Consider the following 15,379-nt stretch of genomic DNA (forward strand, 5'->3'; position numbering starts at 1 on the left):
GATCCTGTACCGGCCCACGAGGGTACCGGGCGCAAGAGGACGTGAGGCTTCCGCGTTCATCGGCCTTCCAGAGATGCTCCATCGCCCTCGCAGGGGCACACTTCGAGATCTCCGTCGATCTTACTCTGGCGTCACGGTGACGGAGCGCGCCCTATACTCGCCAGCCGAGGCTCCGATGGACCACGACGACAGGGCGCACCCCCGATGGCCCCGGCCCTCCCGGCGGACGGCCCTCACCCTGCTCATCTCGGTGCTTCTCCTCTCCCCTTCCTGCCGCCGCCTGCAGCACGCCGCTCCGGAGCCCGAGCCGAGACCGGTGACGGCGCGGGGCGACCTCGCAGCGGACGAGAAGGCGACGATCGCCCTCTTTCGCGAGGCGAGCCCCTCGGTCGTCTTCATCACGAGCCTCGCCCGCAGCCGGGCCGGCCTCTTCCGGATGGCCGAGATTCCCCGGGGCGAAGGTTCGGGCTTCGTCTGGGACGCGGCCGGCCACGTCGTCACGAACTTCCACGTCATCCAGGGGGCCTCCTCCGCCCGCGTGACCCTCTCCGACGGCTCGACCTGGACGGCTTCGTTCGTTGGAGCCGCTCCCGACCGTGACCTCGCCGTGCTGCGCGTCTTCCCGACCGGCAAGGTGCTCACGCCGATCCTCGTCGGCACCTCGAAAGACCTCCTCGTCGGGCAGAAGGTCTTCGCCATCGGCAACCCGTTCGGCCTCGACCAGTCGCTCTCGACCGGTGTCGTGAGCGCCCTCGGGCGATCGATCGAGTCGGTGACGGGACGGCAGATCGAGGGCGTCATCCAGACCGACGCCGCCATCAACCCCGGGAACTCGGGGGGACCGCTGCTCGACAGCGCGGGCCGCCTCATCGGCGTGAACACGGCCATCGCGTCGACGAGCGGGTCGAGCGCCGGCATCGGCTTCGCGGTCCCGGTCGATACCGTGAACCAGATCGTCCCGCAGCTGATCCAGCACGGGCGCGTCATCCGCCCGCAGCTCGGCGTCACGCTGGCCGACGACGCCGTCGCCGCCCGTCTCGGCATCGAGGGCGCGCTCGTCCTGTCGGTGGCGCCCGGGACGGGCGCCGCAGCGGCAGGGCTGCGCGGGACGACGCGCGACGAGACCGGAGCGCTCGTCCTCGGCGACATCGTGACCCGGGCGGCAGCGCGGGAGGTCAGGTCGGCCGACGACCTGATCACCGCCCTCGAGGAGAGGAAACCCGGGGAGACGCTCGTCCTGCTCGTCCTGCGCGACGGCGAGGCCCGGAGCGTCGCCGTCACTCTCTCCGCGGCTCCCTGAAGCGGCGCCTCAGGCGGGCACGTCCGCCGGAAGACGGATCTCGAACGTCGAGCCGGTTCCGGGATCACTCTCCACGGTGACCCGCCCCCCCATCAGCTCGCAGAGCTGCCGGGTGATGGCGAGACCGAGGCCCGTGCCGCCCTCCCGCCGCGCCGTCGAGAGGTCGGCCTGCGAGAAGGGCTCGAAGATGTTCGCGAGCTCGTCCGGGTGAATGCCGATCCCGGTGTCCGTGACGCGGAACGAGACCCACGACCGGCCCTCGTCGACGAACCGGCGGACCTCCAGCTCGACCGTCCCGTCCTGCGTGAACCGGCAGGCGTTGGAAAGGAGGTTGAAGAGGCACTGGCGCACCTTCCGCGGGTCCGACGTCATCGTGTCCTCTTTCCCCGCGGGGCACCGGACGACCAGCGCGTTGCGGTTCTTCGCCAGGAGCGGCCTGACGATCGCGGTCGTCTCCTCGACGAGGAGAGCCAGTGGGAAGGTCGCGAGCTCGAGGTCGAGGCGCCCCGCCTCGACCTTGGCCAGGTCGAGAACCGAGCTGACGAGCTCGAGCTGGTGGAGGGCCGCGGTGCGGACGCGCTCGAGGTCCCTCGCGAGGGCCGGCCGGCCTTCCTCCGACGCCTCCTCCGAGAGCATCTCCGAGTAGCCGATGATCGCGTTCAGCGGCGTCCGCAGCTCGTGCGAGACGTTCGCCAGAAAACGGCTCTTCGTCCGGCTCGCCTCCTCGGCCTCGGCGGTGGCGCGCTCGGCGACCTCGCGGTGCCGCTCGGCATCGGCCCTCGCCTCCTCGGCCTTCGCGAGCGCCTCCTCGGCCCGAACCTTTTCCTCGGAGAGGCTGCGGGTCCGCTGCTCCACGAGGACGAGCAGCTCGGACTCCCGCGCGCGGTGCCGCGCCACGCGCCACCGCACGACTCCCCACGCCGCGGCCGTCGCGAGGACGGCCAGCGCGACCCAGAACCACCACGTCTCCCACACGCGCGCGGCCTTCCGGAAAGAGAGCGCCGTCACGTTCTCGCCCCACTCGCCCGCCGCGTCGGCCGCCGAGACACGAAAGACGTAGCTGCCGCTCGGCAGGTTCGTGTAGTAGGCGACACGGCGCGTCCCGACGTCGACCGCCAGGTTCTCGAGCCCGTCGAGCCGGATGCGGAAGCGGACCCTGTCGGGAGAGACGAGCGTGAGGGCGGTGTAGTGGATCTCGACCCGCCCGGTGCCGGGCGGAAGGACGAGGGGAGAGCGGAGGTCGGCCGGACGACCGTCGACGAAGACGTCCTCGATCGCGACCCGCGGGGTGCGGCCCGAGGCCCGAATCCGCGCCGGGTCAAGGACGGCGACGCCCCGGAACGTCGGGAACCAGAGACGCCCGTCCGCGCCCACGAAGCCCGCGGGCTGCTGGCCGCCCGCCGCGCTCGCGTTGCGCATCCCGTCGGATGTCCCGAAGGCCACGGACCGCAGGCTCGCGGCCCGGCCGTCGGCCACGGCGTCGAGCTCCTCGCGGGACACCCGGAAGACCCCCTTGTTGCAGGTCATCCAGAAGGAGCCCTTCCCGTCGTCGAGGATCACCTGGACGAGGTCGTCGAAGAGCCCGTCGCGCGTCGTGACCTGCGCGACCTTCCCGCCGCGGATGCGGTTCAGGCCGCCGCCTGAGGTGCCGGCCCAGACGGTTCCGTCCGGTTCGGCCCTCAGCGCGATGACGCGGTTGCTCGAGAGCCCGTTCTCCGTCGTGAAGACCCGGACCCCGTCCTCGGCCAGCCGCGTCACGCCGCCCCCGGACGAGGCGAGCCAGATCGCGCCGTCGCTCCCCTCGGCGATCGCGACGAAGCGCTCCGTCGGAAGCCCGTCGGCGACGGTGAATATCCTCAGGCTGCCGTTCGGGGCCACGCGCGTCAGCCCTCCTCCGATCGTCGCGATCCAGACGTTCCCGCCGCGGTCCTCGAGGAACGCTCGCACGTCGTGGTGCGGGAGGCCCTCTGCGGGACCGAGGAGCGTGAAGCGCCCGCCCGCGAACCGCGCGGCCCCTCCCAGGTTCGTCCCGACCCAGAGGGTCCCGTTCCGGTCCTCCATGAGCGCCGAGACGTGGTCGCTCGGCAGGCCGTCGGCCTCTCGAAACGAGGTGACACGGCCCTCCTTCAGCCGGTTCAGGCCTCCCCCCGCGGTGGCGATCCAGACCGAGCCGTCGCGCCCCTCGCAGAGCGCGCGCACGTTGTCGTTCGTCAGCCCCTCGCGCGTCGTGTAGGTCAGGAATTTCCCGTCGCGGAGCCGGTTGAGGCCGCCGACCCACGTGCCGATCCAGAGGCTCCCCTCGTCGTCCGTGGTGACGGCCCAGACCTGGTCGTTCGAGAGGCCCTCGCGCGTCCCGATGACTTCCGCGACGCCGTCCTTCAGCCGGCCGACCCCGGCACCCCACGTCCCGAACCAGACCGTTCCTCCCGCGTCGACGTGGACCGAGGTGACCTGGTTGGAGGGAAAGCCGGTCTTCTCCCGGTACGGCGTCGTGACGTCGCCCTTGACGAGGGTGAGGCCCCCTCCGGACGTGGCGACCCAGACGCCGCCGTCCGTGTCGGGCGCCAGGCCCCGGACCAGGCCCGATCCGAGGACCTCCTCGCCGACGACCCGTTCGACGCGTCCGCTCCGAACGACCGCCGCCCCCTTGCCCGTCGTCCCGACCCAGAGGGCACCGGACGGATCGAACGCGAGCACCCGTACGTGCCCGATCGGAAGGCCCTCTCCAATCCCGATCCGCTGCACGACCCGGCCGCCCGAGAGCCGTTGGACTCCGTTCCCGTCTCCGCCGATCCAGGCGTCCCCCGCCGCGTCGAACACGATCGACCAGACGACGAGGCTGCCGAGGCCCTCGGCGCTGCCGATCGACGCGAACGTTCCGTCGCGGCGGCGGCAGAGGATCCCGCCGCCGTTCGTGCCCGCCCAGAGCGTCCCGTCGGGCCCCTCGGCGAGGGAGATGATCGAGTTGTGCTTCAGCTCGGGCGTGCTGCGCCGGTCGTAGGTCGTGAAGCGCGCCCCGTCGAACCGGACGAGCCCTTCCTGGGTGCCGACCCAGAGATAGCCGTCCCGGCCGCGCAGGACCGCCTGGACCGTGTTCTGCGGCAGCCCCTGTTCCTGCTGCCAGACGTCGAGGCCGTACTGGGAAAGGCGCTTGCCGGGCTCCAGCCCCTCCGCGACGCCCGCTGCGAGGAGCACGACCGCGAGGAGGCCGAGGGCCGTCGTCCTTCGAAACACGCGCGGATCATAGGCGGGCACTCCTGCCTTCCGGCCCGCCGGCACGGATCAGCCGCGGCAGCGATCGAGGAAGGCGCGCAGCTTCGGGAGGAACTCCTCGGGGTGCTCGAGCGGGGCCAGGTGGGCTCCCGGCAGCGTCAGGAGCTCGACCCACGGCGCGTTCACCGCAGCATCCACCATCTGCTCGGAGGCCGACGGCGGCGTCAGCTCGTCGTCGTCGCCGACGGCAGCCAGGAACGGAACGGCCAGCGTCCCGAGGACGTCGAAACGGTCGACCCTTCCGGCCATCCCCCGCTGGTCCGCGGCCGCCGTCGCCGGCGGCGTCGCGAGGAACATGGTCCGGACCAGCTGCTCGAGCGCGCCCCCGCGCGACTCGGGGACGAGGAACTGCGGGAGCATCTTCGAAAGGAGGGGCTCCATGCCGTCCTTCTCGATCGCGGCGGCCGAGTCCGCGCGCTTCGCCTTCCCGGCGTCGTCGTCGGCGTTTGCACGCGAGTCGCAGAGGACGAGGCCCCGCAGCCGCGCACGCAGGCTGGCGTCGAGCCGCGCGAGGAGCTCGAGCGCGACGTAGCCCCCATCGAGAGCCCCATCACGACGAACGGCTCGTCGCCGGGCAGCTCTTCGAGGACGTCCCGGGCGAGAAGGGACATCGCGTGGACGGGTTCGGCCGTTCTGCCCGAACCGCCTCGACCACGGAAGTCGGGCGCCGTCACGGCGACACCCGCCCCGAGCTGGCCCGCCGCGGCGGCCGCCTTCACGAGGCCCCACATGCGGCCGTCGAGAGGAAACGCGTGGAGGGCGAGGAGGCGGAGGGACGAGGGCTGCTCTCGGGTCATTCCGGGAGGATAGACCTGCTCGATCCGGCAGCCGTCACGCCGGGCCGGACCTCACTCACCCGGCTGAGGCAGCCTGTAGACGAGACCGGTGTCGCTCCCTTCGGGATGGCTGTCGCGCAGCGCGAGCGCTCTCAGGGCGGGCTCGTCCGCGAGCCACGTGTCGAACTCGCTCTTGCCGGTCACGACCCAGCCGCCCGGGTTCTTCCCGAGCCACGCCAGGAGGGCCTCGGGCGTCTTCACCCACTCGACCCTGCGGTCGAGGACGACGAGGGCGTAGCACCGGAACCGGTTGCTCGCGTAGGCCAGGGGCTCGCCGGCCGACACGTGCGGGCGCAGCCTCTCGTAGAGCGGACGGGCGGTCTTGCGTACGTTCAAGGCAGGGAAGCCCTTCGCCCCGAGCGCCGCCTCCGCGAGCCAGAGCCCGGCGGCGAGCGCGAACGCCGCCCCCGCGATCTCCCGCCGCCGCCGGGCGAGGACGACGAGCGCCACGACGGCTCCGAGGCCGAGCGGTACGGCGATCCACGGGACGAGGTGCGCGTCGGAGGGCACCTTCCTCGCCGCGACCGGGTAGAGGGCGGCGGCCGCCAGGACGAGAACGATCGCGAGGACCGCCAGGATTGCCCGCACGGCCCGCCGGGCCCGATGCGCCGCATCGTCCTCCGCCTCTCTCATGCGCGCCACGAAGAGCGCGAGGACGGCGGCGACGAACGGGTAGAGGAAGAGGAGGTACTTGCCCTGCTTCGATCGCGAGATGGAGAGGAGGACGAAGACGGCTCCGACGGCCCGGAGCACCGACGCGAGACGCGGGTTCGCGGCGAGCTCTCCCCCGCCTCCAGAGGACGACGATGGCCACGACCGCGGGGAGGGTCCAGGGGAAGAAGTCGACCCAGACCTTCTCGACCGCGTAGTACCAGAAGGGGTGGATGTGGTCCCAGGCCGCGGCGAACCGCACGAGGTTGTGCCGGATGAGGAGCTCGTACGCGTAGTCCCACCCGAAGCGGCGGATGGCGAGGACGTACCAGGGGGCCGCGACGAGCGCCACGACGATCGCGGCACGCACGGGGTAGAGAACCCGAACAGGACGCAGCGAGCGGGTCGCGGCGACCGACACTCCCGCCACGAGGACGGAGATCGCGATCGCGAGCGGCCCCTTCGTCAGGACGGCGAGGCCGAGGAGGACGTGCCCGCCGAACGCCAGCCAGGGCCGCGGCGCGTCGTCGTTCTCGAGCCGGAGCTGGACCAGGAGAGCCCCGGCGAGGAGCCCCGAGAAGAGGGCGTCCATCTGGAGGAACTGCGCCTGCCAGAAGGTGAGCGGCGCGACGGCGATCGCCGCCCCGGCGAGCCACCGGTCGCGCGGGGCCCCGAGCCAGGCCGCGGCCTTCACGGCGACGAGGACGAGGAGGATCGTCCCGACGAGCGAGGGAACGCGGCTTCCGAACGGCGTGAGGTCGCCCCGGTGAACGGCGTCGTCGCGGCGGCCGCCCAGTAGGTCAGGATCGGCTTCTCGGGGAAGGGGACGCCGTTCTGGTAGGGAACCACGTAGTCGCCGCGCTGCACCATCTCGCGCGTGTGCTGGGCGTAGTCGGGTTCGTCGGGCCGCCAGTAGTCGCGTCCCCACGCGGCGATCGCCGCAGGCATCAGGGCGGCCACGACGAAGAGCGCCAGCAGGACGAAGGGCGCGGGCTTTCTGAGCGGGATGGTCATTGGCCGTCCGGATGGTAGAGCAGACGGCGAGCCGGCGCATCCCGACGGCCTGTCCCGGCGCCACCGGCCGTTTCGGATCACGTGGCAGGCCGACGCCCGTGAATCGTTCGAGATCCCGGGGTTAAGCTCGTCGTGCGCTCACCTTGGATCGAAGGAGGTTTCGCAATGAGGAAACCGTGGGTCGCGGCCGTCCTGCTCGCATGCACCTCCAGCCTACTCTTCGCGTGCAAGGCTCGCGAGGAAGCCCCGCCCGCCGGGCAGGAGACGGCACCTCCTCCTTCCGAGGCCGCTGCGGACGCCGCCCCGCAGGTCGCAGCGCCCTCCGAGCCGGCTCCTGTCGACGCTGCGCCCCAGCCGGCGGCAAGCCCGGAGGCCGCCGCGCGGCCCGGCGCGCCGGGCGTCCGCCCCGGAGCGCCCCGCCGAGACCGGCCGAGACCGGTCCGAGGACGCCGACGGCGGGCCAGGCACCGAAGGCTGCAGAGCCGCCGCGGCCCCTGCCCCCCTCCCGCTACCCCGGCCCCGACTCCCCCACCTGCAGCCCCCAGGCGGCCCTGCGGCGGCGGCTCCTGCGGCGGCCAGGCCGGCTCCCGGAATCGCCGACCCGGGCGGCGAAGTCGCGGTGACACCGGGGAAAGCCGGCCTCGCGCGCATCGGGGCCGAGAAGTGCAAGCTCTGCCACAAGCTGCAGTACACCTCCTGGGCCGACTCGGGCCACGCCAGGCGCAAGCCCGCCCTGGACTGCGAGAGCTGCCACGGCCCCGGAAGCGAGTACAAGTCGCTGGCGGTGATGAAGGATCCGGCGAAGGCGAAGGCGGCCGGACTCGTCGAGCCGGGCGCGGCCTTCTGCGGAAAGTGCCACACGGGAGCGGGATCCCGCTCTCCTCGCGAAGGTCCACGCGCACAAGGCCGCCCCGTAGCACTCCGGCGCCGCCCGGACGGTCGGTCCCCGGGTCCCTCCGCCGCTCGACGAAAAAAGGCCGCCCGAAGGCGGCCTGATCTCGTGGGTGGTGCGCCCGCCGCGATTCGAACGCGGGACCTTTAGATCCGGAGTCTAACGCTCTATCCGGGCTGAGCTACGGGCGCGTATGCGAAAGAGCGGTGAAATTGGGGTGAGAGACGGGGATCGAACCCGCGACCACCGGAACCACAATCCGGCGCTCTACCGACTGAGCTACTCTCACCGCGCTCATTCGGACGGCGGGAGGATATCAGAAAAGCACTGGCCCGCCAGCCTCGCCGGGATGGCATCCTTCCACGCCATGACATCCACCGACGGTGCAACGCCTTCCACGGCTCCTCCGAGGGCGCCCTGTCGAACCGCATCCTCCTCGGCCTCCTCCTCGGCGCGGTCTGCGGCATCGGCGCGAACCTCTACCTGGTGCCGCGCGTCCCCGACGCCGTGGAGGCCGCGAACCGGTGGGTCTTCGTGCCGGTCGGGCAGATCTTTCTCCGGATGCTCTTCATGGTCGTCATCCCGCTCGTCTTCAGCTCCCTGGCGCTCGGCGTTGCGAGCCTCGGGGACCTGAAGCGGCTCGGCCGGGTGGGTGGCCGGACGATGGGCTACTTCTTCACCGTCACCGCGTTCTCGGTGGCGATCGGTCTCGTCCTCGTCAACGTCCTGAAGCCCGGCGAGGGGCTCCCGGCCGGGACGCGCGAGAGGCTCCTGGAGACCTATCGCGGCGAGGCGGCCTCGAAGATGGAGTCCGCCGGCAAGGCCGAGTTCGGGCCTTCGCTCCTCGTCAACATCGTGCCGCGCAACCCCGTCGACGCAGCGGCGAGGGGCGACATGCTCCCGGTCATCTTCTTCGCCCTCCTCTTCGGCATCGGCGTCACGAAGCTCGCGCCCGAGAAGAACGGGCTCTGGATGAAGCTCCTCGAGGGGCTCGCCGACGTCACCGTGGTCATCATCGGCATGGCCCTGAAGATCGCGCCGTTCGGCGTCTTCGGCCTCATCTTCTCGGTCACCTCGCGCTTCGGCTTCGACATCCTCCGGCAACTCCTGTTCTTCGTCGGGACGGTCCTGTTCGGTCTGACGCTCCTCATCCTGGGCGTCTATCCGGTCCTCCTGAAGTTCTTCGCGGCGTCTCGCCGTGGGCCTTCCTGAAGAAGATGCGCCCGTGATGATCACGGCCTTCTCGACGAGCTCTTCGGCGGCGACGCTCCCCGACCACGATCCAGGTCTCCGAGCGCGACCTCGGCGTGCCGCCCCAGATCGCCGGCTTCGTCCTCCCGCTCGGCGCCACGATGAACATGAACGGGACGGCTCTCTTCGAGGGGATCACCTGCGTCTTCCTCGCCAGGTCTTCGGGGTCCACCTCTCGCTCGGGCAGCAGCTCTTCGTGATCCTCCTCGCCGTCCTCACGGCGGTCGGCGCCGCGGGCGTACCGGGCGGCTCCATCCCGCTCCTCGTCCTCGTCCTCACCTCCGTCGGGGTCCCCGCAGAAGGAATCGCGGTCATCATCGGCGTCGACCGCCTCCTCGACATGGCCCGCACCGTCCCGAACGTCGTCGGCGACGCCTCCTGCGCCGTCTACGTCGCGAAGAAGGGAAGGCTTCGCCCTCAAGATCTAGAGGCGCAAGCCTGGGGCTGGTCTGTAGCTACACTCTACGAGCAAGCCGTAGAATGAAAATCAAGACCTGACCCCATCCTCCGCCGCCCTTGCAGGCAAGCCGGAAAGAAAAAGGACCCCCGTCCTCCGCCGAGGAGGTGGAGGGTGACTTCCTGGACGTGGGCGGTCTCGGCGGAGGGAACGACGAGGCCGTGATCCACTTTGCGGCCTCGGCGGCGCCACTGGGAACCGGTGACGAGGATCGTGACCAGGCCTCGCGCGCGGGCGGCCTCCGAGAGCCTTCACGACGTTCGGGCTGGTGCCCGAGGTGGAGAGGCCGAGCGCGACGTCTCCGGGCCGGCCGAGCGCCTCGACCTGCCGGGCGAAGACGTAGTCGTACGCGTAGTCGTTTGCACAGGCGGTGAGGATCGCTCCGTCGCACGTCAGGGCGATCGACGGAAGGCCCGGCCGGTCTTCCTTGCAGCGGACGACGAGCTCGGCGGCGAAATGCTGCGCCTGCGTGGCGCTCCCGCCGTTTCCGAAGGCGAGGACCTTGTTTCCCGTACGGATCGCCACCGCGACGGCGGCGCACGCCGCCTCGAGCGCGGGCGTCATCGAGCCGCGCGCCGCCAGCGGTCGCCGCGAGGGCCGAAAGGTGCGCGTCGATCACGAGGTCTCCTTCATCTTCGTCATCCCTCATCGGGAGGTCCGTCGAGCGGCCGGGAAGGAGCGGACGAGCGCGACCTCGCCGCCGTAGGAGCGGACGAAGGCGGCGCCGACGACGCCTTCCTCGGTGTAGTCGCCCCCTTTGACGAGGACCTGGGGCCGGATCTCTCCGATGAGCGCCTCGGGCGTGTCTTCCTCGAAGAGGACGACGAAATCGACGGCGTCGAGGCCGCCGAGGACCTGCGCCCGGTCCGTCTCCGGCAGGATCGGCCGCTCGGGCCCTTTGAGGCGCTTCACCGGCGTCGCTGTTGAGGCCAACGACGAGGACGTCGCCGAGCTTCTTCGCGGCACCGAGGAGGGTGACGTGCCCGGGGTGGAGGAGGTCGAAGCAGCCGTTCGTGAAGACGACCCGCTTGTGCGCCCGCCGGAGCATCTGCGCGACGGCTGCGACGTGGCCGCGTTCGAGGAGCTTCTCGGCCGGCGAGGAGGTGAGGCCGTCGAGGAGGTCTGCCCAGCGGACCGAAGGCCGTTCCCGTCCGGCCGACGACGACGCCGGCGGCGCGGTTGGCGACCTCGGCCGCGTCGGCGAGAGGGAGGCCCTGCACCGAGCGCGACGCCGGAGCGTGGCGAGGACGGTGTCGCCGGCGCCGGTGACGTCGAAGACCTCCGTGCGCGCGCCACGATGCGATGGGGCTCGCCCCCTTCGGCAGGAGGAGCATTCCTTCCTCCGAAAGCTTGACGAGGATCGCGTCGAGGCCGAGGTCGTCCTCAGGCGCGAGGCGAGCCGCGCCACCGTCCTGAGGTCGCGGGCGCTCTCCCCGTCACCGTCTCGAGCTCCTTGCGGTTCGGCGTGATGCAGGTGGCGCCGCGGTAGCGGAATAGTCCTGCCCTTCGGGTCGACGAGCGCGGGAACCTTTGCCGAGGCGGCGCGCCTCCCCGAGGAGCGGCCACGACGCGCGGCGTGAGGGTTCCCTTCGAGTAGTCGGAGAGGAGCAGGACCTCAGCCGACGCGAGCGCCGCGAGGCCCGCGGCGACGAGCTCCTCTTCGGCCGCCGCCGAGAGGACGGCGGGGAGCTCCTGGTCGACGCGCAGGAGCTGGCGCCCGTCGGCCACCATCCGCCGCTTGACGGGCGTCGTCCGGAGCGGGTCGACGACGACGCGTCCCTCGCCCCCCGGGAGGGATCCGAGGTGGCGGCGGAGCCATTCCCCTTCCTCCTCGGGACCCACGGCCCCGAGCGCCACCGTCCGCGCGCCGAGCGCCGCGAGGTTCTCGACGACGTTTCCGGCGCCACCCGCGCGGCGGGACATCGACGAGAGCGCCAGGAGCGGAACGGGCGCCTCGGGTGCGACCCGCGAGACGTCCCCGAACCACGTCTCGTCGAGCATCAGGTCGCCCGCGACGACCGCCTTCACCGCTCGGCGCGGCGGCGGCGAGCGCCGCCAGCTCGCGCGGGGCATCCCCCTGGGGGGCGGGGGGCCGCGGCGGGTCCCCGGCGGTCGCCGCCGGCCGCCGGGGTCATCGTCCGCTCCTCGAGGTCGGGGGTCATTTCCCTCCTCCAGCCCCAGGACGAGAGCCTGCGCCAGGAGCGGCAGGAGGATCTCGTGGTGGCCGGTGATCGCGGACGAGGCGCCGCCCGAGAGGACCGGGCGCTTCAGGACGTTCTCGTGCGGGCGGTAGTGTCGAATCATGTCGAGGTCGACGGTCGTGAAGTCCTCACGTCGTTCCCTGGTTGCGGGCCATCGAAAGGCCTTCAGGAAGACCTCCGGCATGATGACGGCCGAGCCGGCGTTGATCCAGACCCCGCCGCCGCCGAGTCCGGCGATGACCCGCCGGATCGTCGTGAAGTCGCGGACCGACATCTCGCCGACGAGCGCGCCGTCCATGCCCGGGTGCTGGACGAGCGTGTCCGTTCCGAGCGCGACGTGGACGGTGAGAGGGACGTCCGCCTTCGCCGCCGCGGCGAAGAGGAGAGGTGGCGGTACTGGGAGGCGCCCCGGAGGATCGCCTCGCCGAGCGCGCGGCCGTAGCCGACGCCCTTCTTCCGCCCGGCGCGCAGCGCGCGGAAGATCCCCTCCCCCGTCTCGCGGCTCATCCCGAACTCGCCTGTCTCGAGGACGGCGCCGACGTCCTCGGAGGTCTTCCCGTGGAAGGCGACCTCGAAGTCGTGAATGCCGCTGGCGCCGTTCGTGGCGAGAGCGGTCACGGAACCCGCGCTCGACGAGGTCGATCAGACCGGCCCCAGCCCCGTCTTCAGGACGTGGGCCCCGAAGGCGAGGACGACCGGCTTGCCCTTCCCCTTCGCGGCGTGAATGGCGGCGGCGACCTTCCGGAGCGACTCGGCGGCGAGGATCTTCGGCAGGCCGTTCCAGAAGTCCTCGAAGGAGCCGCTCGTCGACGGAGGCGCCGCGAAGTCGGCGGTCTTCACCTTGAACGATCGTGTCGCGATGGGGTAGGTCGTCACGGTCTGGCGCGGGGAGCCTCCGGAGGCCGTCGGCGAGCCCCCCGGCGAGGATCACGCGCGCCCCGCCCTTCTCCCGTACCGCCGCGCGCTGCTCGCGCCCGTGCCCGGAGAGGAGGTGGACGGCGAAGGCGCCGAGCGCAAGGCCCGCGCCGACGTCGTCCCACTTGTCCCCGACGACGGCGGACCGCGCAGCCGACAGGGAGTGCCGGCGAAGCGCCCGCCTGTGGAGGAGGGTCCTCCGGCTGCGGCAGCGGCAGGCGACCCGCGTACTCCTTCACCTTTCCTCGGGTGGTGCGGGCAGACGAGCCAGCCGGCGATCGGGACGCCGCGGGCGACCAACCTCCTCGCCACCTCGGCGTTCACCGCGTTCACCTCGCCCAGCGGGTCAGCCCGCGTGCGACGCCCGACTGGTTCGTCACGACGAAGAGTTTCGTCCCTTCCGCCACGAAACGCGCCAACAACTCGGACGCGCCCGGCGCGAGGCGGACGCCCTTCGGGTCGGCGAGGAAGCCCCGCTCGGCGATGAGGGTCCCGTCGCGGTCGAGGAAGAGAGCGTCGAGAAGCGGGCGGCGCCTCACTTTCGCGCCGGTGGCCTTCCGGATCGCCTCCGTGAACGAGGCCTCGGTCTGCAGGCCCAGAGGCGGGTTGCGATCCTCCCATCGCGCCCATAGACCACGGTGTAGGGCAGCGATCCGTCCCACGTCGGGTCGACGGTATCGATGAAATCCTGCGGGTCGCGCGTCTTCGCCAGCCAGGAGACGAACGGGACCTTCTTTTCCCTGAGAAACTTCGGCACCTGCGTCGGCCCCGGGCTTCAGGAGCTCACCGGTTCGGCGGCGGGGCGGCGCCTCGAGGAGGAGCGCCGCGAGGGAGAAGCTGGCGAGGACGGCGGCGGCCGCCCTCCTCGCGCACGCGGGGTCCGCGGAGCTCCACCAGACGGGCTTGATCGAGCAGCCGAAGGCCTCGTCTCCGGCCGCGGGAACGGCTTGCCCGCGAGGATCGCCCGAGAGCGCGTTCCTGAGGTCGGGCGACTTCACGTTCTTCGGTCCTCGTGCGTCCGCCGATCGGCCCCGGTAGTGAGCGTCCCCTTCGGGTCGAGGACGCAGATCCGGAGTCTTCTGCGGCGGCGTAGGAGGTCGGCGACTCCTGTTCCCGCTTGTCCTCCAGGACCGGGAACGCGAAGCCGTCCTTCTTCGCGTCCTCGGCGACTCGGCCGCGGGCCTCCGTCTTGACGGGCTGTTGATCGTGACGAAAGTGACGCCCCTGCCGGCGCAATTCTTCCCACAGACCGCGACGCGCCCTGGTAGCCGATGGCGTAGGGGCACTCTCGTCGCGTCGAAAACGACGACGACCGCCTTGTTCTGCGCCAGCAGATCCTTGAGGGCGATGAGGTGCCGCCGGCGGCCGGCGGAGGGTGAAGTCAGGGGCGGCGCCGACCTTCGGCGCCCGGGCTTCTTCTGCCGGCGCGGGGGTCGCGAGGGCGAGCGTCGTTGCTGCGGCGAGGGCGGCGAGAAGCGAGGCGGGGTCTCCTGCGGTCGTCCCCTGGAAGGCCTCTCGGAGGCCGCCTGAGACTCGAAACGGAAACGCCGAGGACGGCATCCCGCTCACGCTCACCCGGGAGGACGTCGTTCGTCATGCGCCTGGAGGAAGCGCCGTCGAGACCCTGTGCCGCCGGGCCACGCTCTCGCACGATTTTCTCGTTGCCCGGAGGGGGAGACGACGACGCGCGGCGTGGACCGGGAGAAGAGGTAGACCGTCGGCAGGAGCGCTGCTGTCCCCGACGTTCAGGTCGGCCCCGAGACTGTTCGGGATGCACGCCTCGGCGACCGCGACGCCGAGGCCGCCGCTGTCCGGAGACGTCGTGCGCCGAGGAGAGGAGCCTGTCGGTCGCCAGGTCGCTCAGGAGGTCGACGAGGGAGCGGACGCCGAGGAGGCTCGAGACGGGGGCAGGGGCCTCCGCCGCGGCTGAGGAGGGTGGCGAGGTATTGCGCCGGCCCCAGCTCGTCGCGGGTTTCGCCGGAAGAGGGCGAGACGACGTCATGCCGCTGTTGGCGAAGGGTGCGGCACCGCACGCGAGACGTCCTCGAGGAGACCGACCATCCTGACGGTCGGCGTCGGGAGGATCGACCGCCGTCGGTCCCGTTGTAGAGCGAGATGTTCCCCGAGACGACGGGCACCGAGGGCGCGGCAGGCGAGGAGAGCCTTTCGCCGCCGCGGCGAGCTGGCCCAGGATCTCGGGCCGCTCGGGGCTGGAAGTTGAGACAGTCCGTGATGGCGAGCGGCCGCGCGCCTGGTGCAGGCGACGTTCAGGGCCTCCCTGGCCACGGCGCGCGCGGCGCCGCGCATCGGGTCCGCGAAGCAGTAGCGCGGGTTGACGTCGGCCGTCAGCGCCAGCCCCCTTCGTTCCCCTTCACGCGCAGTGGACGGCCGCGTCTCCCGGCAGTCCTATCACCGTGTTCGTCCTTACGCTCCGGTCGTACTGGCGCCAGATCCAGGCCTTGCTGCAGAGGTTCGAGAGGCGAGGAGTGATGAGAAGGGCGGTCCTCTTCGTCGGGCGATAGGCAGCCGACCATGCCTCGATCGGCGCGAGCGGCCTGGCGAGCGTCCATGCCGGCGGTAGACCGGCGC

The 15,379-nt window shown here is 71.6% G+C and carries 14 protein-coding genes, 2 tRNA genes and 1 pseudogene; 5 read left to right on the forward strand and 12 right to left on the reverse strand.

All coding sequences use genetic code 11. The features are described from left to right. Positions 1 to 175 precede the first annotated feature (175 nt). Positions 176 to 1,300, forward strand: coding sequence for a trypsin-like peptidase domain-containing protein (locus tag IPN03_17210; GenBank protein MBK9375407.1), 1,125 nt, complete (start codon positions 176 to 178; stop codon positions 1,298 to 1,300). Positions 1,301 to 1,309: 9 nt separating this feature from the next. Here the strand turns inward: IPN03_17210 and IPN03_17215 are convergent, their stop codons facing one another. The 4 genes from IPN03_17215 to IPN03_17230 all read right to left on the reverse strand — a co-directional run bounded on the left by IPN03_17215 (position 1,310) and on the right by IPN03_17230 (position 7,074). Further along, the gene (locus IPN03_17215) at positions 1,310 to 4,534 is read right to left on the reverse strand and encodes a hypothetical protein (protein ID MBK9375408.1); all 3,225 of its coding nucleotides are present in this window, start codon (positions 4,532 to 4,534) and stop codon (positions 1,310 to 1,312) included. Positions 4,535 to 4,737: 203 nt separating this feature from the next. Then, positions 4,738 to 5,370: an alpha/beta hydrolase gene (locus IPN03_17220; protein MBK9375409.1), complete on the reverse strand. Its 633-nt coding sequence runs from the start codon at positions 5,368 to 5,370 to the stop codon at positions 4,738 to 4,740. Positions 5,371 to 5,421: 51 nt separating this feature from the next. Continuing rightward, complete coding sequence (locus IPN03_17225) at positions 5,422 to 6,162, reverse strand: hypothetical protein (GenBank protein ID MBK9375410.1); 741 nt, start codon at positions 6,160 to 6,162, stop codon at positions 5,422 to 5,424. Positions 6,163 to 6,750: 588 nt separating this feature from the next. Further along, a complete protein-coding gene (locus IPN03_17230) occupies positions 6,751 to 7,074 on the reverse strand; it encodes a hypothetical protein (GenBank protein MBK9375411.1) in 324 nt (107 codons plus the stop codon). 619 nt (positions 7,075 to 7,693) lie between these two features. Between IPN03_17230 and IPN03_17235 the strand changes: the two genes are divergently transcribed. Continuing rightward, positions 7,694 to 8,116 (forward strand): hypothetical protein, encoded by a 423-nt coding sequence (locus tag IPN03_17235; GenBank protein MBK9375412.1) that lies wholly within the window; start codon positions 7,694 to 7,696, stop codon positions 8,114 to 8,116. On the opposite strand, the gene IPN03_17240 is transcribed toward IPN03_17235, so the two are convergent. Further along, a tRNA-Arg gene (locus IPN03_17240) sits at positions 8,080 to 8,157 on the reverse strand. The genes IPN03_17235 and IPN03_17240 overlap by 37 nt on opposite strands. Before the next feature lie 22 nt (positions 8,158 to 8,179). Then, positions 8,180 to 8,255: transfer RNA gene (locus IPN03_17245), tRNA-His, on the reverse strand. Between the two features lie 26 nt (positions 8,256 to 8,281). Between IPN03_17245 and IPN03_17250 the strand changes: the two genes are divergently transcribed. The 3 genes from IPN03_17250 (at position 8,282) to IPN03_17260 (ending at position 9,701) form a co-directional block, all read left to right on the forward strand. Further along, entirely contained in the window at positions 8,282 to 9,178 is an 897-nt protein-coding gene (locus tag IPN03_17250) for a cation:dicarboxylase symporter family transporter (GenBank protein ID MBK9375413.1), read from the forward strand. Positions 9,179 to 9,246: 68 nt separating this feature from the next. Beyond that, positions 9,247 to 9,417: a cation:dicarboxylase symporter family transporter gene (locus IPN03_17255; protein ID MBK9375414.1), complete on the forward strand. Its 171-nt coding sequence runs from the start codon at positions 9,247 to 9,249 to the stop codon at positions 9,415 to 9,417. After that, positions 9,414 to 9,701 (forward strand): cation:dicarboxylase symporter family transporter, encoded by a 288-nt coding sequence (locus tag IPN03_17260; protein MBK9375415.1) that lies wholly within the window; start codon positions 9,414 to 9,416, stop codon positions 9,699 to 9,701. Before IPN03_17255 ends, IPN03_17260 begins: the two co-directional genes overlap by 4 nt. A gap of 3 nt (positions 9,702 to 9,704) precedes the next feature. On the opposite strand, the gene IPN03_17265 is transcribed toward IPN03_17260, so the two are convergent. From IPN03_17265 to IPN03_17290, 6 genes and pseudogenes are all read right to left on the reverse strand, one after another. Beyond that, positions 9,705 to 10,238, reverse strand: coding sequence for an SIS domain-containing protein (locus tag IPN03_17265; protein ID MBK9375416.1), 534 nt, complete (start codon positions 10,236 to 10,238; stop codon positions 9,705 to 9,707). A gap of 81 nt (positions 10,239 to 10,319) precedes the next feature. Next, positions 10,320 to 10,722: pseudogene (gene rfaE2, locus IPN03_17270) on the reverse strand (D-glycero-beta-D-manno-heptose 1-phosphate adenylyltransferase). Between the two features lie 335 nt (positions 10,723 to 11,057). Further along, positions 11,058 to 12,173, reverse strand: a complete 1,116-nt coding sequence (locus IPN03_17275) for a hypothetical protein (GenBank protein ID MBK9375417.1) — start codon at positions 12,171 to 12,173, stop codon at positions 11,058 to 11,060. A 344-nt stretch (positions 12,174 to 12,517) separates the two neighbouring features. Continuing rightward, on the reverse strand, positions 12,518 to 12,751 hold the full coding sequence (locus tag IPN03_17280) for a hypothetical protein (protein MBK9375418.1): 234 nt from the start codon (positions 12,749 to 12,751) through the stop codon (positions 12,518 to 12,520). Positions 12,752 to 13,119: 368 nt separating this feature from the next. Then, complete coding sequence (locus IPN03_17285) at positions 13,120 to 13,788, reverse strand: hypothetical protein (GenBank protein ID MBK9375419.1); 669 nt, start codon at positions 13,786 to 13,788, stop codon at positions 13,120 to 13,122. Positions 13,789 to 15,161: 1,373 nt separating this feature from the next. Then, on the reverse strand, positions 15,162 to 15,379 hold a 218-nt coding region (locus IPN03_17290), incomplete at its 5' end, for a hypothetical protein (protein ID MBK9375420.1).

The sequence above is a fragment of the Holophagales bacterium genome (assembly GCA_016719485.1).
Lineage (GTDB): Bacteria > Acidobacteriota > Thermoanaerobaculia > UBA5066 > UBA5066 > UBA5066.

Bases quoted from the DNA above. Each gene is read 5' to 3' on its own strand.
- IPN03_17210 (MBK9375407.1), top strand. From the start codon at position 176: ATGGACCACGACGACAGGGCGCACCCCCGATGGCCCCGGCCCTCCCGG.
- IPN03_17220 (MBK9375409.1), bottom strand. From the start codon at position 5,370: ATGACCCGAGAGCAGCCCTCGTCCCTCCGCCTCCTCGCCCTCCACGCG.
- IPN03_17230 (MBK9375411.1), bottom strand. From the start codon at position 7,074: ATGACCATCCCGCTCAGAAAGCCCGCGCCCTTCGTCCTGCTGGCGCTC.
- IPN03_17265 (MBK9375416.1), bottom strand. From the start codon at position 10,238: ATGACGCCCGCGCTCGAGGCGGCGTGCGCCGCCGTCGCGGTGGCGATC.
- IPN03_17275 (MBK9375417.1), bottom strand. From the start codon at position 12,173: ATGGACGGCGCGCTCGTCGGCGAGATGTCGGTCCGCGACTTCACGACG.